The organism is Shewanella olleyana (assembly GCF_023283825.1).
In the GTDB taxonomy this organism is placed as follows: Bacteria; Pseudomonadota; Gammaproteobacteria; order Enterobacterales; family Shewanellaceae; genus Shewanella; species Shewanella olleyana.
In genome coordinates this window covers 118,911-140,431 of sequence record NZ_JAKILD010000003.1, presented here as the reverse complement: position 1 = coordinate 140,431, position 21,521 = coordinate 118,911, and the positions used below count along the sequence as shown (strand labels likewise).

Annotated in this window: 18 protein-coding genes; 11 read left to right on the top strand and 7 right to left on the bottom strand. The window is 40.3% G+C overall.

The window, feature by feature from the left end; translation table 11 throughout:
• Window positions 1-215 precede the first annotated feature (215 nt).
• Window positions 216-1,211 carry a sensor domain-containing diguanylate cyclase gene (locus tag L2735_RS20080; protein WP_248983340.1) on the top strand — a complete coding sequence of 332 codons (996 nt, stop codon included), beginning with the start codon at window positions 216-218 and terminating at the stop codon, window positions 1,209-1,211.
• Between the two features lie 317 nt (window positions 1,212-1,528).
• Here L2735_RS20080 and L2735_RS03280 read toward each other — a convergent pair whose 3' ends face one another.
• Entirely contained in the window at window positions 1,529-2,083 is a 555-nt protein-coding gene (locus L2735_RS03280) for a hypothetical protein (protein ID WP_248983339.1), read from the bottom strand.
• Window positions 2,084-2,093: 10 nt separating this feature from the next.
• A complete protein-coding gene (locus tag L2735_RS03275) occupies window positions 2,094-2,918 on the bottom strand; it encodes a cytochrome c3 family protein (RefSeq protein ID WP_248983338.1) in 825 nt (274 codons plus the stop codon).
• A gap of 484 nt (window positions 2,919-3,402) precedes the next feature.
• Between L2735_RS03275 and L2735_RS03270 the strand changes: the two genes are divergently transcribed.
• The 4 genes from L2735_RS03270 to L2735_RS03255 all read left to right on the top strand — a co-directional run bounded on the left by L2735_RS03270 (window position 3,403) and on the right by L2735_RS03255 (window position 5,875).
• The gene (locus tag L2735_RS03270) at window positions 3,403-4,149 is read left to right on the top strand and encodes a winged helix-turn-helix domain-containing protein (protein ID WP_248983337.1); all 747 of its coding nucleotides are present in this window, start codon (window positions 3,403-3,405) and stop codon (window positions 4,147-4,149) included.
• A gap of 33 nt (window positions 4,150-4,182) precedes the next feature.
• Window positions 4,183-4,701, top strand: coding sequence for a hypothetical protein (locus L2735_RS03265; RefSeq protein WP_248983336.1), 519 nt, complete (start codon window positions 4,183-4,185; stop codon window positions 4,699-4,701).
• A gap of 329 nt (window positions 4,702-5,030) precedes the next feature.
• Window positions 5,031-5,591, top strand: coding sequence for a cytochrome b/b6 domain-containing protein (locus L2735_RS03260; protein ID WP_248983335.1), 561 nt, complete (start codon window positions 5,031-5,033; stop codon window positions 5,589-5,591).
• The gene (locus L2735_RS03255; protein ID WP_248983334.1) at window positions 5,588-5,875 is read left to right on the top strand and encodes a hypothetical protein; all 288 of its coding nucleotides are present in this window, start codon (window positions 5,588-5,590) and stop codon (window positions 5,873-5,875) included. The genes L2735_RS03260 and L2735_RS03255 overlap by 4 nt, the downstream gene beginning before the upstream one ends.
• 184 nt (window positions 5,876-6,059) lie before the next feature.
• Here the strand turns inward: L2735_RS03255 and putA are convergent, their stop codons facing one another.
• Window positions 6,060-9,884 carry a bifunctional proline dehydrogenase/L-glutamate gamma-semialdehyde dehydrogenase PutA gene (putA, locus tag L2735_RS03250; RefSeq protein WP_248983435.1) on the bottom strand — a complete coding sequence of 1,275 codons (3,825 nt, stop codon included), beginning with the start codon at window positions 9,882-9,884 and terminating at the stop codon, window positions 6,060-6,062.
• A 606-nt stretch (window positions 9,885-10,490) separates the two neighbouring features.
• Between putA and L2735_RS03245 the strand changes: the two genes are divergently transcribed.
• Window positions 10,491-10,739 (top strand): DUF3297 family protein, encoded by a 249-nt coding sequence (locus tag L2735_RS03245; protein ID WP_248983333.1) that lies wholly within the window; start codon window positions 10,491-10,493, stop codon window positions 10,737-10,739.
• Between the two features lie 99 nt (window positions 10,740-10,838).
• Here L2735_RS03245 and L2735_RS03240 read toward each other — a convergent pair whose 3' ends face one another.
• Window positions 10,839-12,014: a C45 family autoproteolytic acyltransferase/hydrolase gene (locus L2735_RS03240; RefSeq protein WP_248983332.1), complete on the bottom strand. Its 1,176-nt coding sequence runs from the start codon at window positions 12,012-12,014 to the stop codon at window positions 10,839-10,841.
• A gap of 475 nt (window positions 12,015-12,489) precedes the next feature.
• Between L2735_RS03240 and L2735_RS03235 the strand changes: the two genes are divergently transcribed.
• On the top strand, window positions 12,490-13,131 hold the full coding sequence (locus tag L2735_RS03235; protein WP_248983331.1) for a LysE family translocator: 642 nt from the start codon (window positions 12,490-12,492) through the stop codon (window positions 13,129-13,131).
• A gap of 279 nt (window positions 13,132-13,410) precedes the next feature.
• Here L2735_RS03235 and L2735_RS03230 read toward each other — a convergent pair whose 3' ends face one another.
• Window positions 13,411-14,454, bottom strand: coding sequence for a flavin-containing monooxygenase (locus L2735_RS03230; RefSeq protein ID WP_248983330.1), 1,044 nt, complete (start codon window positions 14,452-14,454; stop codon window positions 13,411-13,413).
• A gap of 476 nt (window positions 14,455-14,930) precedes the next feature.
• On the opposite strand from L2735_RS03230, the gene L2735_RS03225 reads away from it, so the two are divergent.
• Together L2735_RS03225 and L2735_RS03220 are read left to right on the top strand one after the other, a co-directional pair.
• A complete protein-coding gene (locus L2735_RS03225; protein WP_248983329.1) occupies window positions 14,931-15,995 on the top strand; it encodes an HlyD family secretion protein in 1,065 nt (354 codons plus the stop codon).
• Window positions 15,985-16,998, top strand: coding sequence for a DUF2955 domain-containing protein (locus tag L2735_RS03220; protein WP_248983328.1), 1,014 nt, complete (start codon window positions 15,985-15,987; stop codon window positions 16,996-16,998). The genes L2735_RS03225 and L2735_RS03220 overlap by 11 nt, the downstream gene beginning before the upstream one ends.
• A 115-nt stretch (window positions 16,999-17,113) precedes the next feature.
• On the opposite strand, the gene L2735_RS03215 is transcribed toward L2735_RS03220, so the two are convergent.
• The gene (locus tag L2735_RS03215; protein WP_248983327.1) at window positions 17,114-17,722 is read right to left on the bottom strand and encodes a DsbA family protein; all 609 of its coding nucleotides are present in this window, start codon (window positions 17,720-17,722) and stop codon (window positions 17,114-17,116) included.
• 460 nt (window positions 17,723-18,182) lie between these two features.
• Between L2735_RS03215 and kynA the strand changes: the two genes are divergently transcribed.
• Both kynA and L2735_RS03205 read left to right on the top strand, forming a co-directional pair.
• Complete coding sequence (gene kynA / locus L2735_RS03210) at window positions 18,183-19,073, top strand: tryptophan 2,3-dioxygenase (RefSeq protein ID WP_248983326.1); 891 nt, start codon at window positions 18,183-18,185, stop codon at window positions 19,071-19,073.
• Window positions 19,074-19,259: 186 nt separating this feature from the next.
• On the top strand, window positions 19,260-20,531 hold the full coding sequence (locus tag L2735_RS03205; RefSeq protein ID WP_248983325.1) for an aminotransferase class V-fold PLP-dependent enzyme: 1,272 nt from the start codon (window positions 19,260-19,262) through the stop codon (window positions 20,529-20,531).
• Window positions 20,532-20,730: 199 nt separating this feature from the next.
• Here the strand turns inward: L2735_RS03205 and L2735_RS03200 are convergent, their stop codons facing one another.
• Window positions 20,731-21,375: a TetR/AcrR family transcriptional regulator gene (locus tag L2735_RS03200; protein WP_248983324.1), complete on the bottom strand. Its 645-nt coding sequence runs from the start codon at window positions 21,373-21,375 to the stop codon at window positions 20,731-20,733.
• Window positions 21,376-21,521 lie beyond the last annotated feature (146 nt).

The following is a 21,521-nucleotide window of genomic DNA, read 5'->3' as shown; positions in this document are numbered from 1 at the left end:
CTCAATCAGCCAAGAAAACTTTTAATTTAACCTGCGACAAATGCTGATGACGTGAATGCGAGCACTGAAAGAAACGCCCGTACAATGGTTGATGTATTTTCTAAAGTGGTATTAAGCCCCCTAAACCTATGAAACCAGAAATAAGCCCCACTTCAAACGAACGATATGCAGAGCTTTTTAACTCTTTAGTTCGGGTGAGTAAAGGATTACACAAAGTGAGTTCCTTTCAAGAAATGGTTACTTTCTTGCAAACTGAAACCAATAAGTTGTTTCGGTTGACTGATGTATGGATATACATTGTAGATGCTAAGAATCCAGGTTGGATTAACCATGTGGCTGGTGTAGGCCCCAATGCCGATACGATGTCTAATATCGTTCCGCGTATTGATTGTAATAGCGACCCAATATTTAAGATGATGATGGGTCAACGTAAGATTTTTTATACTGAAGATCTTATGATAGAACCAAATGCAAATCATGAGGTTACCCCTCAAATTAATTTACGGTCCGTGGTGAATTACCCGCTATTTGGTGATACTAAGGCGTTAGGGGTTATGGCATTTGGTAGCTTTGGTGAGCAAATCGTCTCACTATCGCCCCTTGAGCTGAATTACTTCGACATTATCACTGAGCAAACTGCACTTACTGTGTCGAGAATGCATTTTCTCGATAAATCTCAGCAAGATCATTTAACTAAATTATCTAATCGCTATGGCTTAGAAAAAAAGTTAGGTAATTTACGACGCAATAAAGGCGAAAGTGACTCCAAATTTTGTTTTGTTTATCTTGATTTAAATAATTTTAAGCAGATAAATGATAATCATGGCCACCTAGCGGGTGACTATATTTTGGCTCAGTTCTCGCTGAAGCTTGCCAAAGAGTTTCGCAGCGCAGATATTATCTCACGTGTCGGCGGGGATGAGTTTGTATTGGTCTTTTCTACTTCTAATCAATGTAATGAAGTCGAGCGTTTTATTGAGCGTATTGAACAAAATTGCTGCACGATTGAATATAAAGGCATCAGCTTTCAACTTACTTTTGCTTGGGGTCATGTTTTTGGCGAAGGTAAGAATCATTCTGTTAGCAAACTGTTTGAAATCGCAGATCAAAATATGTATCAGCTCAAGAGTGATCAAGTTAAAAGCAACCAAAAAGAAAAACTCAAGTTGAAAAAAGCTAGCCTGACTCAAACAAAGTTAACTGTCGCTTAATTGAGTTAAACACGCTAAACATAGCCTACCTGCTACCTGCTACCTGCTACCTGCTATCTAATACCAATCGGGATAAATAACTGATCAAATATTGCGTGGGGAAAACCACTTAGAACAAGGCAGGAGTTGAAGCTAGCTAGTTGCTCTACCTACAAAATTTCTAACGAAGTCATAAACGACTTTAACCAGTAAGAGTGAGCATATTCTTATGCTGATTGGTATAAACAGACATATAAAAACAAAAAAAGCCGTAACAAATCGCTACGGCTGTGAAAACCTAATGCCTGTTATGGGGAAGGGACTAGGTCGGGTGATGGCTATTCTCCTGCGGGAATTAGCTCGAATTCGTTTGTGGCCTTAGCCCCATGAATTTGAATAGCCACTTTAAACACTTCTACAGCACCTGCAGCAGCTTTGCTTTCAAGGTCAAGGTCAACAGCATTAAAGCTATATTGTCCTTGTGTTTCGGTTTCTGTGAGTATACCTGCACAAGCATCTTCAGTGCTGGTGTCGCAATTAAATGTTTGACTAACATGCCAACGCTTCCACGCTTTAGCATTTGATGATGACGAAGCAGGATCGGGATAGCCAAAATACATGATGCTGTAATCGCTAGCATCAGTAATCGCTAAGCTATCTCCATTATCTAGTGTGAAGGTTAAATCGCCAGTCTCAGCATTATATTCATCAACAGTGAGGATGACAGCTTCAGTGTCATCAATAGTTATGGTTTCAGTGACCGGAGGTACAACCACTGGCGGTTCAACTACAGGTGGCTCAACAGGGTCAACAACACTTGAATCATCATCACTGCCACAACCAATGAGTAGGAACGAGCTTACCAATAAGGTGCTCAATAATTTACGTTTCATAATAAGCTCCTTAATTGAAGTGGCCGGTATGACATGTTTGACACTCTAAATCGCCTTTCACACTGGCAGCTGAGCCCATAGTTTCAGTGGTGCCGTGACAGGTTTGGCAAGCCTGAGTTTCTTCTGATGCCATTGCTTCAGGTAAAATTGAGATATCTTCAGCGGCATAGGCGCGGTTAAGTAGGTCTACAATATAGTAAGCCATACTGGCCGAGAGGCGTTTGCAGCGTTCTCCTTTTTCAACAAATGGTTTACCACCATTAACTCCTGACCAATTACTGATTGATGAATGACATAATGGACTATTAGCCACTGAAGTTTTACCTACAAGTTCGCTTTTTTCTGCTGTAGAGCCAATACCTGCGACAAACTCATCAGAAGATAGTGGTAAGTCTGTTCGTTCGTAGTAACGGAATGACGCAGCAATAATCGCTGAATTTTGGCCGTTAATATCATCAAGAATATTAATCAACATGCCTGCTGCGTTTAAGTTACCGCAAATAGTACCTTGTCCCACAATACCTGCCCAACCATAGCCAGCGAGTGCTGTAGGAATAGAGGCAAAGTTTTCGGCATCAGCACTTGAGGATTCGGCCAGTTTAGTCACGATAGAATGGAAAACCTGATGCATACAACCCCCACCTGTTTCGTAGGCTAATTTTGCTGTTGCCATCGCATCTAATGGCACATATTTTAATTTATCACCAAGTTCTAAACGGAAATTGCCATCAGCATCAGTAGCTGCAAATGCCGAAGTGCCCACTAAGGTTGCGCCTGCTGCAACGGTGCTAATGCCAATAATTTGGGTTAATGCCTGACGTCTGTTTATGCTCATAATAATCACCCTATATCTTCTGTTATTGCTATCTATTGATAGCAAGCTTGAATGCTTGTATTCATCTCTTCGAGTCTGCTTCTTATCTGAATCATTCAATGCTGCTCGATGAGTTAAATGTAAGTGATGAAGGAATTAATTTTGTGATGTAAAGCAAATAAATCTGTTGGTTAATTAGGCATTGAAAGAGCAGATGATTGAGACTTTTTAGTGAGTAAAATAAAGTGAATATTCGGTGTGGTTCAACATAATCGTGAAGTGGGTCACTCTATTTATAAGATTAATGAACATTAAAGTGACTATCAATGGATTTTTGGGTTGCATTTATATTGTTAATTTGTGTGATTCGTGTCGCATTTCATTATTATTCACTCAAGTTTTAACCCAAAGTTTGCAATAGAACAGAGATAAATTACGCAGGATCACAGAATATTTTGAGGTTTGTTTTAGACTGATAATATTAAGTAGCTTTTGGGATGTAACAATGCAATTAGGCCATTGCAGATTTGACGAAGCAAAGGGTGAATTGACTAATACCGACAGTGGCGAAACTTGGCGTCTTCCACGCGCGGAGTTACAAGTACTGAACTTATTAATTGATTACCAAGGTAAGGTCGTGGCCAAGCCTTTGTTAAAAGCTGGTAATGGCCAAGAGCAGCCTTTAAGCGATGCATCTGTCGCCCATGCTATTTTTACTTTGCGTGCTTTTTTAGGGCAGCAATACGAGTCTTTAATCGAGACAGTTAAAGGTCATGGCTACTTATTAAAGCATCATCGTAGTCGTAAAAAAGCGGTATTTTCATGGCGTAATTTACCTCGTGTTGCAATGATTACTGCTATCACCTTGATTGTTTCTGGTTTAATTAGCGCTATGGTGTTGATTGATTTTACTCCGCCAAAAACCTTACCTGTTATGCCAAACAGCGTCTCTAGCGTTAAGTTGGCTTCAGGTCAATCTGTCGATGTTATCTTGTATTCTCGCTCGAAAACCAATAATGCATTGCTAAAAGAACAGGGCATGCAAATACAGCAAAAGTTTTCTCAGTGTGCGATAACGCCTTGGAAAAGTATCTACTTATCTTTGTCGCACGATGAACAGGTACTCAACATAACCTTACGTGGTGACCACTTTGGTCAATCGGTCATCCGTAATTTAAAAATCAGCGACCTCAGGCAGCCTAAAAAGTTTATTAGTCAGCAGTGGTTAGAAGGAGTTGAGATATGTGGTTAATTCAACAAATTGGATGTTGTAGGGAGGTTAGCAATGACTAGGACTTGGCGTTGGGTGATTAATATCACCATATTAACCTTATTGCTCTGCAGCATTGGGGTCATAGCCAGCTTAACCTCAAGTTCACCGAGTTTTATGCTCAGCTGCAGCTCTGAGTTGTTTAATCGCAATAATGGCCAACAAGACAGTAACCATTACCTCTTGGTGGATATGTTATCTAAAGATGGTCAAGCTCAGGTGCATTATCGATACTTTAATATCGATGGCAGTTCGGCGGGAACGGTATCGATGCAAGGTAAGGTAAACAGTGTCGATACTGAAAACAGGATTTATGATATTTCAGTGAACACTAAGCAAGAAAGCCCATTGACTGAAAATCAGCAGGTACCCGAGCATTATCAGTATTTATCCTATGTGAGTAATCTTAATTTGACTCGTGATGGCATGCATAACCTTAGCGTGCAAATCATTGAACAAGATGAAGCAAAAGACTTTGCTGTGGTGTTATTTCAGCCCAGTAATACCGTATGTGGTTGTAGGTTAGTAAATTAACAACTACCCTCATTTCTAGCGTTCTCTTTTAAGTTGTTGATTTTTAATGGTTGTCTACAGCGTTTCTAGCGTTGTTTTATTATTTTTTTATATTGTTTTTCAAATATTGCTTTGTATGCCCATTATCTTTTTTGATTGGCATGAATCCCCCGTTATTCTTTCATTTAATGAGCTTTTTTAGTTTTACTGCTGTCATATTCTCTAATGTAATGTTCTGTAAATTTAGTTGATAAAGTCAATTAGCTTGTAATAATTCATGCCTGTTAATAAACAAAGTTTCCCTTTGTTAAAACGACAATTATTTAGCCCAATACATCACTGAGAGCAATATGGAACAAACAAAGAATGACCGAGAGAACAATCAAACTCAGCGCTCGTTGCAAAATAAAAGCTGGAAAGATGATTTAAGTAAAACTCGTTTTGTAATGAACCTTTGGTTGCTGGTGGGGTTTGTATTGGTATGCGCGCCAAGGGCTACAGGAATTGCACTCCATGAATGGTTAAGTGTGGTGTTTATTGTTCCGCTAGTGATCCATTTATTGTTGCATTGGGATTGGTTAAAAGCACTGCCAAAAAAGTTTGTCGGTAAGTTATCAGGCGAAAGTCGCTTTAACGCTATCTGGGATGCACTTTTTTATTTGGCTATGTTAATGGTGATATTAAGTGGTTTTTTGGTCTCTGAAGTGATTTTTCCCCTGTTAGGCATTCCGTTAGAAATCCTGCCTGTGTGGTCAAAAATACATCATGATTTAGGTAATTTACTTATGCCAATGTTAGGGATTCATTTAGCCATGCACTGGCCATGGATTAAAAGTATGACCAAGAGAATGTTGACTAAAAAGACCAACCAAATTGCTGATGGTATTAGCTCAAATGAGGTGGTGAAATGAAGTTTGTTACACAAGATTGGATCAAACGCAGCGCGATAATTATGTTGGTTTCGGTATTTTTTAGCATCTTTTTATGGTCTGTTGAATTGACTCAGTGGGCAGGATTAATAAACGCAAACTCTCCAGAACCCCATGGCGAGCCTAAAGCCATAGGGTTATTGGTGATTGCGATATCCTTTTTAAAAATCACGATATTAACTTTAGTTCCTGCTTTGATTTGTTATGGCATCACTCGAGTTATTAATGCCTTAAAACGCTATGTAAAAGTCGCCAGAACGGCTTAATTAGATTGGTTTAGGTTAGTTGATTTAAAATCGGTAATTTAGATTAGGTAATTTAGAGTCAATTGTTTAGATTTAGTTAACTGTCATATCGAGTTAAGAGACAAAAAAGGCCTCAACAATGTTGAGGCCTTTTATTTGGCTATTAAGTCGCTTTTGCCTGGGTTGAGCTTATTTACATTTAGCGTTAATCATCTTCAACTAACGTCATCAGTGAGGTGTTACCACCCGATGCTGTAATATCAATACTGATGGTTTTTTCAGTCAGAAGACGCTGGATCAAGTTATCGAAATATTCAGAACTGATCACAGGCAATATAGCTCCTTGACGTTCAGCCAGTTTCTCACTGATGTAATGTTTACGATCGCAGTTACTGTCAATGACCACTCCTGATAATTTAGGATGTGCCAATAGTGTTGGTAAGTGGCGATGCCTTGCCACTTGGAAGATATCTTTGTCTGCACCGGTTGCTATCAACTTATCTCTAAATACCAGCGCTTCATCATGGTACAAATCAGATACCACGGTGATAACAGTATTACCTGTAGCCAATGCTGTTACGATTGAGAGTACCCAGAAGTGGAAGCTAACGTTTTCATCGGCAAAACAAATAATATTTCCGCGGTTTTCTAAGTAAAGGATATTGGATTCACCTGTTGGTCCAGGTAGCACCTTTGGCTTTTTCAAGCGCTTTTCAATATCGATTAACTGATCTCGAGACACCTTTAAGGTGTAGTTTAAATCGTCTGCCAAGTCATCAACAATATCAACATGGGCGATTTTAGCCAGTAACTGACGTACACAAGAGGTACGGGTATTTAAGTCGGTTAAACGCCATTGCTTTTCAACTTCATTGGCTCTATCCAGCAACAATGTTGCTTCGGATATAGACTGTGCATCACAATCCTTTTCAATGGCTTGGGGTGGTATTAAATCCACATCATTGACATCAGGTGTGGCTTTTTCTTTTACCAAACGTGATAGGTAATTTGGGCCGCCGGCTTTTGGCCCAGTCCCTGAAAGACCACGTCCACCAAAGGGTTGCACACCGACAATGGCACCAATCATATTGCGGTTGATGTACACGTTACCCGCACGTGATAATCGGGCGAGCTCGATTGCTCTGTGCTCAATACGGGTGTGTATGCCCATGGTTAAGCCAAACCCTGTACTGTTAATGCTATCGATGACATTTTCTATTTCATCGCCTTTAAAGCGAACGATATGGACACATGGACCAAATACTTCACGCTTTAATACGCTAATGTCATTGATTTCATAAAGGCGTGGCGCAAAGAAGAAGTGTTCATTGTCAGCAACTTCAGTTGATACCTCACATTGGTAAAGCAACTTACCATAATCTTTCATGTAGTCACTGTGAGCATTCAATGCGCTCAAGGCTTTTTGATCGATAACAGGACCAATATCCGTGCTGAGGAACTCAGGATTACCAACATGCAATTCTGCCAACGCGCCTTTGAGCATGGTAATGACATTATCGGCAATATCTTCTTGTAAAAACAATACGCGAAGCGCTGAACAACGTTGACCTGCTGACTGAAAACCTGACGATATTACATCATCAACAACTTGCTCTGGTAAGGCGGTTGAGTCAACGATCATACAATTTTGACCGCCTGTTTCAGCAATCAATGGCACTTGATGGCCGCCGCGCTCAGACAAGATTTGCGAAATCTTTGTGCCAGTTTCAGTAGAACCTGTGAACATCACGGTTTGAATGCGCTCGTCAGGCAAAATAACACTACCGACTAGGCTACCTGGGGCAATGACAGCTTGGACCACGCCTTCTGGTAATCCAACATACTTCATCAGTTCAATGGCGCGCAGCGCAATTAAGCTTGTTTGTTCAGCTGATTTTGCTAATACGGTATTACCCGTTGCAATAGCGGCAGCCACTTGTCCTAGGAAAATCGCTAACGGGAAGTTCCAAGGGCTAATACATAACACCACGCCGCGCGGCTCTAAGCGGTCATCTTCTGCTAATTCAATTGCTCGGTTGGCGTAATAACGGCAAAAGTCGACAGCTTCTCGTACTTCATCGATGCCGTCTTGGGCGACTTTACCGGCTTCTTTAATACATAAGGCAATCAGTTCATCGGTATGACGTTCTAAGATATCTGCGATACGGGTTAATAACGAAGCGCGTTCGATGACTGAAACCTGTGACCATGAAGTGAATGCAGTTTGCGCAGTGTCGATCATCGCAAGCATGGCATCTTTATCATGGAAGTGGTGATAGCCAATGATTTCATTATGATTGGCTGGATTTTTCACCGCCACAGCGCCTTCTGGAACATCACTGGCACTGAGTTGTTTGCTGGTAAACCAGTTATCAAGTGATTCTTTCAGCGGCGTGATTTCGTTGATATTGGTTAAGTCTAAACCTTTGGAGTTATCACGATCTTCACCATCTTCGCCATAATATAATGCAATAGGTTTAAGGATTTGTTGGTTGTACTTTTCTTTTAATCGCTGGGTTTTTTCTACAGGATCCTCAAGCAGCGATTCAACCGGTTTGGATTCATCAACAATGGCATTTACGAATGATGAGTTGGCGCCGTTTTCCAATAAACGACGAACCAAATATGCGAGTAGATCTTCATGGTAACCCACTGGCGCATAAATGCGGCATTGAATGTGTTCGCCACTGACGATTTGATCATAAAGTGAATCGCCCATGCCATGTAAACACTGAAATTCAAACCCTTCTTTATCGTCACCCGCAAGTTCTACAATAGTGGCTGCGGTATAAGCATTATGAGTCGCAAACTGCGGATAAATTGTATCTCGGTAGCCTAATAACTTATTGGCACAGGCGTGGAATGACACATCGGTTGATGATTTACGCGTAAATACAGGGAAGTGATTATGACCGTCCTTTTGGGCATTCTTAATTTCGGTATCCCAATAGGCACCTTTTACTAAACGGACCATCATTCTGCGGCCAACACGCACGGTTAACTCGCGTAGCCAATCAACCACAAAAATAGCGCGCTTTTGGTAAGCCTGTAAGGCAATACCAAAGCCATTCCAACCTGCTAAATCGTCGTCGCTAAACACGGCTTCGATAACATCAAGTGAGATATCTAATCGCTCTGATTCTTCAGCATCAACAGTCAAGCCAATGTTATATTTTTTGGCCTGTAAACATAGCGCCTTAAGCTTTGGCACTATTTCGTTCATCACGCGTGATTTATGGGTAAATTCATATCGAGGATGAATAGCGGAAAGTTTCACTGAAATGCCAGGGACTTTTCTTGGATCATTTTTACCAGAGGCTAGAGCGACTTTACCAATGGTTTCGATAGCGTCTTGGTACGATGCTAAATAGCGGCGAGCATCGTCCATCGTACGTGCACCTTCACCCAGCATGTCATAGGAATATACATAGCCTTGTTGCTCTTTTGTCGCAGCACGTTCAGTTGCAGCGACGATAGTTTCCCCCATCACAAACTGCTTACCCATGATCTTCATGGCGTAGTTCATCGATGTTCGAATAACGGGTTCGCCTAGTCGGCCAATGGTTTTCTTTAATAGGCCAAAGCGATCTTTAGTACGTCTATCGGCATAATCTACTACTGAGCCTGTGATTAATAAGCCCCACGAAGAAGCATTGACAAATAATGAGTCACTGCTACCTAAATGGTTGCTCCAATGGCCTTGAGATATTTTGTCGCGAATAAGCATATCTTGGGTATGTTTATCTGGTACGCGTAAAAGTGCTTCTGCCAAGCACATTAATACCACGCCTTCTTCACTTGAAAGTGAATATTCATTAAGTAAGGCATCGATTGCACCATTACCTGATTGATCTTGACGAATTTTCAAGACCATTTGGCGTGCTCGTTCCCAAGCCTTACTTCGGGCGCTAACGTTAATTTCTGCTAGAGGGAGAATATGATCCACTGCGATGTTTTCATCTATACGATAAAAATCGCGAATTTTTTGACGAATTGGACAGTCAGAAATTAACTTACCTTCAAATAGCATGTGCTTGTCCCCAAACATGAGTAAATTTTGCGTCATCGACAATTAACATTATTTCAATAATTATTATTATAGTTGTCCGATAACAGCAGTTGAGTGCTGTTTCAATACGCTACTGAAACATTATTTATTCTTAGTTTATAAAGTGTGATTTACCTTCAATAATTCTAGGTGTGAATATCCTTCATCTAGCACTTCTGTGTCAATACACATTTAGCTAAAATGATGTAAAGTTTTTTAACGAATTTAACTAGGTGTTAACCTTTGTGGGTGCTCATTCACGTGCTTTTAGATAGCAGCTTTAAATTGCAGGTTAGGCTGACTTGAAAGTTCGGTTTTTAGATTTGATTTTATGGTGTTGTTTGAAGGTTATTTTTATGGTTTTTTATAGTTCAGCTGCTGACTTTATCTGTATTTTGTCGACCATTCTATGGTTACTTTTGTGGAAAACCCTGTTTTAAACGCTAACTGAAGAACTCAGTCGTGTAGCTGTTGCTCATCAAACATTGTTGCGACTGCATTTATTGGCGAGTATATGATGGCTGCACTTGAGCAAAGCGCTTGTATTGCCTACAATAGCGCTAGATTCTATTACTACAGAGCATGCTCATGAACGATACTACGTCGCAACCCGCTTTACCCGATCGCCTTTCAGTTAACCCACGCAGTCCACACCATGTTGAAGCTGTGTTTGAGCATGACATTGGCATTAAAGTTAATGGCAAAGAGCGTTTTGATGTTGAAGAATACTGTATCAGTGAAGGTTGGGTAAAAGTACCTGCGGGTAAGGCATTAGACCGCCGTGGCCAACCTTTATTGATGACGATTAAAGGAACTGTCGAAGCGTTTTACCGTTAATCTGTTGGTTTTAAAGAAAAGGCTTAGCAATGATTGCTAAGCCTTTTTTGTTTTTATTACGTGCTTGGTTACCAAGCACGTAAAATAGCAATATCTGATTTAGTTAATATTGAACATTTCTTTTAGGTCAATATGGCACCAGTCATCGCCGAGTACAGGTAATTTTATCCACATTTCTAATTCAGTTAGGTCGGTAATGGTTTGGTAGTTTGTTAAATCCACATCTTGGTTTTTAGGCTTAGTGACGCCGCCTTTTTCTTTTAATGTGCCGTCTTCGTTATAAAGTCTCATGTCGAAAATATCGCGCATTTTGGCAGCATCAATTTTAGCTGTCACTTCGTTGTGACGATCAGTTAAGTTTTCTAAACGACGTAAAGACAAACTTAATGTTTCGCGACGGCCAAGGCCCCAGTCTGGATTCAAGAATGTATTAACGGTGATAAATGATTGCGCACCTTCTTCTGGTACACGTTTGCGATTTTCTTGAATCGTATTTTCATAAGATTTAGCCTGACCGCTTTTATCAGCCAACATCCAAATAGTCGGAATATCTGTGCGTGATGCTTGAAAACGAGCACTTAGGGCTTCAATGTTGTCACTTTCAGCTAAGTAATCAAAAACTGAATGTAAGAAAGAAGGTTTTTCGGTTGAAAGTACGTTACCACCCATTGAAGTGCCGTCGTGTAAATCCGTATAAACACCTTTATCATTGACACCTGTCGCAAGCCAGTGCCATCCAGGCCAACAAACGTTTGCTATTTTGTTTGACCCGTCAGTTGGGTTAAATACCGTTAAATATACTGGAAACTCCATAAATAATTCGCTCCAGTCCATGTTACGGCCAACTAATGTTCTGCCATCAATGGTGTTTTCACCCCAAGTCGATAATGAGCTACAACCTGAAAAAGAATTTAGCTTGCCGAGATAAATGGCGAGTGGGCCACTTTGGTCAAGTACGATAACTTCTTCAACTGTCCAGCCTATGCTGTCAGCAACACCTTGGAAATACTGTTTACGGCGAAGTGATAATGCATCATAAACACGCTTACCAAAGAGGTCATATGCTTCTTCAGCAGTCGTTAAACCTTTATCAAAGAGGGGCTGTACTGTTTTGTCCCACATTGGTTGTAAATGCTGTTGGGCGAATTTACCGTATTGTTGGCCCATTTCGTACCAACTTCCTGATAGTTGTAATACAAACAGCATCTCTTCATTGGTTTCAAACATTTTGCCGCTGTTGAATTCAGCTCTTAGGTTAGTTGTTGATGTAATCATAATGCCCTCGATGTATTTACTGGTACGTTTCGTTGAGAGCAAATTTAGCCAATAAGTCATTTTTTGATAAATACCCTAGGTAGGATTCAACCCTCTACTGTCAGTGAAGGTGTCTGTTTTATATATTTATATGTTTATATATCAGATGTTTATTATCATTTTTGGAGGGAGGGGGACAACAATTTTTTCTGAAAATAATGCGTTGAAAAGCTTAACTCAGATCATAAAAGTGGGATTTATAGCGTAAAAAAATCAAAAACAGAACAGAAAGTTGGTATCGATAAGCGCTTTAATGGGGCGCGCATCCGTGTTTCGGTTAGCGATGATGCTTTCTCTGTCTGCGGTTTTAAAAGTGAAAATACATTTCGTAAACAAACTTTGCCATCTTCAGCTCTCATTTAAGCGCAACATGACTTTTATTCATGTTGGATAGCTGTAAAATCCGCGCCTTGTTTAATCACTTATCTTATTTATCATGATCGATCTGGCTTTACTCCCTGTTTATTTAACCACTGTGGTCGCCTTATTGTTGATCCCAGGGCCTGACATGTTGCTGATCGCCAGTTCAAGTTTGAGCTATGGCCGGAAGGTTGGCGTATATGCCAGTTTTGGTAATGCCACATCAGGATTAATTTTAACTTTGCTGGCTGCGATGGGTGTGTCGGCTTTAGTGGCAATGAACCCAATGGCACTTGAAGTGCTTAGAGTGTTAGGCGGCGCCTATTTATTGAAAATGGGTTGGGATTGTATGCGCAGCTGCGCAGCCGACGCGCCTGAAATTGAACAACAAAATAATTTAGCAAAGCTTCTGTATCGCCGCGCAGTTTTCAGTAACTTACTGAATCCAAAAGCACTGATATTCTTTGTGCTGTTTTTGCCGCAGTTTGTCTCAACCCAATTAACAGCAAGTTCAGGTGAGCAAATGCTGGCTTTGGGTCTATTACTGAATGTGATGGGACTACTGTTCAACTTATTGCTGGTGGCATTAGTGGGCAGTTTAGGTAAGCCATTACTTAAAAATGATAAGTTTCGCACCTATCAAAACAAGTTTATGGGCGTGATATTTTTTGCGTTGGCCATTTGGTTATTAGCATCCCAAGTGCAAAATATTAGTTAACCTGAACTCGGGATAAAAAGTTAGTTAAACCTGTTGAATTATTATATGTTTGCTTTCAACCTTATTCTAGAGAGATATTTTTGCTTAGAACAAGGCAAATTTGTGCGTCAATAGCTGGCCTATTGCAAACAAATTTAACGCAGTTATCAGTAAAAAGAACCTCTAGAAAGCAAGTTATTATCCCGAGCTCAGGTTAGTTAAGCCAACACCATATAAACAAAAAGCGGAATGAGTCTATGCTCATTCCGCTTTTTTGTTTCAATACGTAGGCGCTTTTACTTAGGCGGCTTGTTGGTTTTTTGAAATGTAATTCATTAAATAATCGGCGTCTTTCCAAACTCCGCCAAGGGTTGCTGAACCTCGGGTGTAAAGCCATGGCAGGCCAATGAAGTACAAGCCTTCAACATCGTTACTCACACCGCGATAATTACTCGGGTAATTCATTTCATCAAATGAGATGCCGTCAATCCAAAAGAAGTTAGGTTTAAAACCCGTCGCCCAGATGATGTTTTTAATACTACTAACACTGCCTTTTTGGAAGGTAATGCTATTTTCATCTGCTGATAAGGTACGACCCATATGGATGACGTTATCTTTAGCTAGCAATGATTTTACATCAGTGCCAATAACAGGCTGTACGCCTTTACTGAGCCATTGACCAATCTTGCTATAACGATTAACGGATAAGAAACCGATTTTAGTAAACCACCACCATAATGTTTTGCCTAAAAAGGTCTGAGGGATGGCTTTAATGTTATCAGTGCCAGAAAAGTGAACCGTGCGGCCAGTATCAGCAATTTCCGATAGGATTTGTACTCCTGAATCACCGGCTCCAACCACTAAACAATCACCGTCTTGAAGCTGATTTGGGTTCTTATAATTCTCACTATGTAATTGAGTCACATCTTCGGCAATATCGATGTGGCAAGGCGGCGTATATGGCGTATGAAATGGCCCTGTGGCAATAATGACTTGCTTGGCTTTTAACTGCTTTGTCGCAGTAATCACTTCAAATACACCATCAACTTTAGTGACAGAGGTGACTTTTTGGTAGAACTCAATTGGGATACTGAAGTGCTCGACATAACTTTTTAAGTAATCGGCCACTTCATATTTATTCGGATAATAACCCTTTGGAAAAGGGAATTTCATCCCAGGTAGATGATTATATTCAGTAGGAGTAAATAAGGTTAATGAATCCCAACGTTTTAACCATGGAGCACCAATGTGTTCATTGGCATCTAGGACGAGATAATTTGAATTAGTTTGGGCCAAGTTATAGGCCATAGACAGGCCAGCGCCGATGATAATAAAGTCTTTCATGAAATCCAGATATGTTATTAGTATTATTCTTGCGCGCTATTGTAACAGAGGCGCAGGGTTTGAAAGGCTGCTTTAAAAATTGGTTCGATGGATGACTGTAAACTTTATGATATTGGCATTAATAATATGGCCATTGAGATTATTAAAAAAAGTTTTATTGCATGAGTGTTTTAGTTGATCTTGATAGTTTTATTTAATGGAATTAACGCTATTGTTAGTAGGATGCTATTCGTTGTTATGTAAGGAAAGCAACGGATGAGTCATTTTTGCGAGGAAAGTAAACTTATTCAAGGGCTAAAATTAAAATTACGATATACTTTATAGTTAACAAGCTGGTTAAAGTATTTGTAATAAATAGCTTAGGCCTTCATTGGGTGACTAAAAAGTTTTGTTTTTCAAATAACACTCAAGCGATTAAAATCGACTGGCTCTATCTTAGCCCTGAATATCACTAATTAAAATATGGAGCATCGAAGATGTCTGCTGCTGAAAAATCATCCCGAAAACTGAGCTTTATAATTATAGGGCTTGTGTTATTTGTTTGGCTATATAGCCTCTGGGCTGATCGTGTTACGCCAATGACTGGAGATGCCAGAGTTCACTCCTATCTTGTTCGGGTAGCCCCTGAGGTTGCTGGAAATATTACTAAAGTTAATGTCACTGATAATCAAATTGTAGAAGCAGGCGAATTACTGTTTCAGATTGACCCACGCAGTTACGAAATTAACCTTAATGCAGCTAAGGCAAGTTTAGCGCAGGCAGGGCAAAATTTGGGGGCCAATACGGCAGCAGTTGAAGTAGCACAAGCACAAGTTACTGATGCGATTGCGGCGCGAAATAACGCCGAAGCTCAAGCGAGCCGAATTACAGAACTCGCCAAACAAGGGGTGTTAAGTCAGTCTGATTTGGATAATGCAATTGAGTCTAAACAAAGAACCCAAGCAAGTCTTAAAGCTGCTGAAGCGTCACTGTCTCAAGCCAAACAGAATCTAGGCCCTGAAAGGGAGAATAATCCACAAATTCTTTCTGCTATGGCTAATTTGAACCAAGCTCAATTAGACTTACTGCGAACAGAAGTCAAAGCCCCATCGAATGGTATTGTCACAAATCTACAGCTCACTTTAGGTCAAAGAGCCACCGTTGGAACTCCAATGATGACTTTTATTGATCCTAGGGAAGTATGGATTACAGCATTAATGAGAGAGAACTCGCTGGAGCACATTAAAGTGGGCCATAAAGTTGAAGTGGTTCTTGATGCATTACCTGGAAGAGTATTGCACGCTAAGGTCAGCAGTTTAGGTTGGGGAACTGGAGGCAGTAATAATATTGATCAGTCTACGGGGTTCTTAACAGCAGATACCTCAACATTAAGTGCTCAGCGCTACCCTATTAATATTGTTTTTGAGAGCGGGCACTTGCCGGAAAATATTCGTTATGGGTCACAAGCTACCGTGGCAGTATTAACTGAACAAAGCGCATTTGGAGAATGGCTTGCGGGTATTTGGATGCGTATTTTAAGCGTGTGGACTTATGTTTCGTAGTGTCATGAACCCTATTATTAGGCTGGCTTTAGCGCCAACTTTATTGCTGTTTTATATGCAATATAGTGGTGCAGCCCTGCCTTTTCTAGCGCCAATTTTTGTGGTGATATTTTTAACCATGATGCCTTCGAAACCACCTTTAAGCTTGATGCTGAAGTTACTCATTGCTTTATTTTTTATTAGCTTTGTCATCGTTTTTTTTGCCAGTGTATTAGCGGATACCCCAACAGGATTCGGTTTATTTTGTTGGTCATTGCTTTTTTGGGGATACTTTCGTAGCCACATTGATTCAAAAGATATTTTATCTACTCTAATACTCATGGTGGTGATTATTATTACAGTGATGACAGAACAGTTTCACACCTCCATTGACGGCTTTCCTTGGTTAATGTGTGAGAGTTTATTCATCGCAATTGTAGTGACTTCTGTATTTTTTATCATTTTCCCTGGAGATGAAAAAGATATTTTGCCAGATGATACTGTCCATCAAACTGGTGAAGTGGCGCTGGCTATTGTTATCTTTAAAGCAACGGCAATGTGGTTGATCTTACAGGCGTTAATTGGTTTTAATTCGTCGCAAACAATCTTGATAGCGATCACCATCAGTAACCTAATTAAAATTCCTACTTCTCCAGCGCATAAGGTATTTATTCGTAATAAATTAGTGACAACAGTGACAGGGATACTTTTTACACTTCCAGTGTTGTTCCTTTATACCGTAGGAACAACAACATGGGTGTTAATTGGTGTAAGTATTTTTTGTGCAATGCAATTGGCTTGTTACGCCATAAGACGACACTGTCGCTTTTCGATATATCAATTACTATTTACTAACTTTATTGTGCTTATTTATCAGGTCCTTAAGCATCAGGGGGCTGATTCGGTATCTGCTGAATTGTTGCGGTTATTGTCAATTATAATAGCGATTCTGATTGGTGGGATCATACTTAACCTCGTCATGACGACTATCGAATCTAAAGACACTAAGCTAAATGAGCAGTAATTGAGTTTATGAAGGAAATATTGTTCGGTTGAACTTGAGTGAGTAACTTAAGTGAGTAACAGCCACGGTAAACATAAAAATGAGTTACCGTGGTTTAGCAATACAGTTTGATAGGTTACTTAAATGAAGCTATTTCTTTTTCAACCGCATCGACGACAGCATGTGGACTGCTGATGTACTTTGAATGGTCGATAAAAATAGCGTTATCATCCACCGTCATCACCAATGCAGGAAAGTTTGTAGTACCAATCATTTGTTGAATTTCTGCAATGCCTTCAAGAACATATTCGGCATCCATACTGAGCTCATCTCGAAATATTTTATTCGATGGTGATAGCTTAAAGTCGCTGACGATATCCATAAAATCATGCTTAGTATCTAATGGGTTGCCTTCGATAAAGTGCGCTCTTTGCAGTGCATTAAGTACAGGTAACTGCTTATCAGCTTGCTTGCTCTGAAGCCAGCCCATAAGGTTTGCCGTTTTGGTCGAATTTTTAGGGCTGTTAACGTAACGAATATGATCACGGCCAAATTTAAGACCACTTGCTCTCGCTGCCGCTTCCATTTGTTCTTCGCCTGCACTGGTTTTACCTTCGTAAAGCGCTGTGTGCAAAAGATGTACCTTCATTGATGGATAAGCTTCTTGTAGTGCATTCACTAACGGAGTGACAGCATAGCTCCAAGGGCAATGTGAGTCGTAGATAAAATATAGCTCGGTGTTCATGTATTACTTCTTAATTGGGTGTTTATGAACTGATCCTAAATAGTTTGTGGGTAATATTCAATCTTTGTCAGCTGTATTCGCGCCTTTTACAAGCCTTAACCCTATCTTAACCCTCCCATCGTTATGCTAAAGCCAATATTAGCGGGAGAGCATCAATGACATTTCGATATTCCATAATTGGGTTTACTCTTCAGACCTCTATTTCCTCAAAGAAGTTTTTAGCTATGGTAGTCAACTCTCTGGCTTCATTTTTGATATTAGTCGTCGGAGGCGGATTAAGAATAAACCCGAGGGTAATGTAAAATCTAACTCAAATGTAAATTAAAACTGACGCCATCATTGTGGCCTTGTTAGTCAGTTTTTAACCTACGTGATAGGTTATTTATCTGTCGCTTAGTTTAGCCACTTTTGCGGCATTTCACTGATATTAAACACAAGTCACTCACCGAAGGAGTTTTACATGGGGTGCCCACTTGGTCATAAGTCTGCTAGTCAGGCGGATAATAACAATGAGACCAAAGCTAATTTTAGAGAGCTAGAAGATAGCATTCATACTGATTTTAAAGATGATATGTCCTATGGCGATTATCTCAATCTTGAGAAAATTTTATCGGCGCAGCAACCTTTGTCAGATCAACATGACGAAATGCTGTTTATTGTCATTCATCAAGCCAGTGAGCTTTGGCTTAAGCTTGCGGGGCATGAGTTAAGTTGCGCTATTGATAATATTAACACTGGCGATTTTGGTCATGCCTTTAAAGTCATCTCTCGGGTTAAACAGATTTTGAATCAGCTGACTCAGTCATGGAATATTCTCGCCACACTGACCCCTGTCGACTACCTCAAGTTTCGTGATGCGTTAGGTCATTCATCGGGCTTTCAGTCCTATGGTTATCGCAAAATTGAATTTTTATTAGGTAATAAAAATGCCGACTTACTCGAGGTGCACAAAAGTAACCCTGAGGTTTATCAGGAGTTAAATGATTTACTGCATGCGCCGAGTTTATACGATGTCAGCATCAAGGTTTTGCAGCACAAAGGCTTGCTGGACGATGAGTCAGTATTAAGTCGAGATGTCAGTCAACCTTATCAAAGCCATCAGGCAGTGTTAAAGGCTTGGATTAATGTATACCAGCAAGCGGATCAACACTTTGAGCTGTATGAGTTGGCAGAAAAACTAGTCGATATAGAAGATAGTTTTCAGCAATGGCGCTTTAAGCATATGTATACCGTACAACGGATCATTGGTAATAAAGCGGGAACGGGTGGTTCATCTGGGGTGGAGTTTTTGAAAAAGTCGTTAGATATTAGCTTTTTCCCTGAGCTATTTGAGCTAAGAACTCACCTGTAACCCAAACTATAAAAGCCAGAGCGAGTAAGCGCATTTTTAAAGAATTAGTAAGCGCACTTTTAAAGAGCTAATAAGCGCACTTTTAAAGAGCTAATAAGCGCACTTTTAAAGAGCTAATAAGCGCACTTTTAAAGAACTAATAAGCGCACTTTGAAGAGATAAAAACGTACTTTTGAAGAGATAAAAATGAATACTCATGACGCGGGCCAATTACAACAATACTATAGCGACTTTAATGTCAGTGAACGGATATTACTTTCTGGTCACTCTCATCAAGCTTGGCCAGATGTGGCTAAGCAAGGTGTTTTAGATTGTTATAACGATGCAGCACTTCATATCGATGATAAATGGGGACTTGCACTCGCTAAAGCCGATAAAGTGCGAGATTTCTATCGTCAATTGATGGGAGAAGCCAATGGTCAAATCGCGCTTGGCTCTTCAACTCATGAACTGATTTTGCGCTTTATTTCTGACTTGGATTATTTCACCACAGCTTCATCAAGCGCTTCAGCTGCTCATTCAAATAGCAGCTCAGATACTCATTCAAATAGCAGCTCAGATAATAGTTTAAAAACTCAGCCCAAAAGACCGTTAAAAATAGTCACTACCGATGGTGAGTTTCATTCTTTAAGACGGCAGTTACAACGCCTGCAAGAGCTTAATTGCGCTATTGAAGTCGTGCCTGTATTTCCAAGTGACACCCTTGCCCAAAGAGTTATCGATAAGATTGATGCAGAGACAGATGCGGTGATGTTGTCTGCGGTGTTCTTTAATACCAGTGAGATATTTTATGATGTTGGCCTTGTCGCTAAAGCGGCCAAGTCACTAAATGTACCTTGTTTAGTTGATGCTTATCATGCGCTAAATGTGGTGCCGTTTAATTTGGCTGAGTGGCAATTAGAATCAGCCTTTATCGTTGCGGGCGGCTATAAGTATTGTCAGGCCGGCGAGGGGAATTGCATGATGCGTATTCCAGCTGGTTATCATGGTAACCCCATTATCACGGGTTGGTATGCGGAATTTGACGTATTAGATCAAGTGCCTGGAAAGGTAGGTTATGGTCATGGACAATCTGCTTTTGCGGGATCAACTTATGATCCCACAAGTCATTATCGTGCATGTGCCGTATTTGATTTTTTTAAGCAGCAACAATTAACCGATATTGTGCTTCGTGATATCAATCAAGCTCAAATCGCTCGCTTATGGCAAGGGATTGAGGCTATTGGGGCTGATAAAGCTGGCCTTGCTCTGCCTCAACATGAATTATCGGCCAATGGCGGTTTCTTATCATTGACGACACCGCATGCAGCTAATTGGGTGCAACTGTTAACTAACAATAATGTGCTTTGTGATAGTCGAGGTAGTCAGTTGCGATTAGGCGCTGCGCCTTATGTGACGAATACGCAAATTGACCATGCCTTAAATATTATTGAAGATTCATATTCCAGTGTTGGCTAGTGCTAGAGTCAGGGCTAAGGCTAGGGTTAGGTACAGTACTAGGTAAGGTAAAGAGTTAGGTTAGGTTAGGTTAGGTATTTAAACGCCGTTGTAAGAGTTAGTCACTGCGGTGGCTAATTCTTACTGCAGTGGCTAATTCGTAAAGATATGATAGTTTTTAAAACCGACTAAGCGCAACAAACTGAGCACATCAAACAGGTTAATCATTGTGAAATAAAGTAGATAATATCAGTGCTTTATAGTGAGATTTAAAATCATCACCAGTGATATCAGTTTGCGTTAAAGTGTTCTGTAAAATCGGAAATAATGACGGCGCTGAAATCAGCCCCAGCAACACAATCAAAAATGTGTCAGCGTTATATTGCTGTAGTTTAGGCTCTTGCTCTCGTGCTGCCTCAAATAGACCTGAAACCAAATGATGGGACTCGGTTAACTTACCCGCCAAAAATACCGCTCGTTCATTTTCTATATCATGCTCCATACTCATTAAGCGCACTAATTGTGGATGGCGCAATAAGGTATCAATTAACACTTCAACGGCAGTTTTAAAAATACAAAGTGTGCCTACTTCACGAACAATAGCTTGGCTTAATTTGGTTTCGAGTTGGCCTTTATAGGCGTCGATATTACGATTAGCAATGGCATACCAAATATCGAGTTTGGCACCGAAGTGATGAGTTATTGTGCTGTGAGTGACTTGGGCCGTATTGGCTATTTCACGCAAAGACGTGGCATCAAACCCTTTTGTCGAAAATAAGGTCGATGCACTGGTAAGTATTTGTCCGCGGGTTCTTTCAGCTTCCTCGGCATTTTTACGTCCGCTGTTGGCTAAGTTAGCTTTCAAATTTATTGACCTCGCTGACCGTGTTTTTTATTGGCTTTTACTATTTCATTAGCGATGACGCTAGGGGCACAATAATAAGTGAATTACACTGTATTCCCTAGCGTCAGTTTAGAGTTTAATGCTTGTTTTAGTGCTTAACTCACATT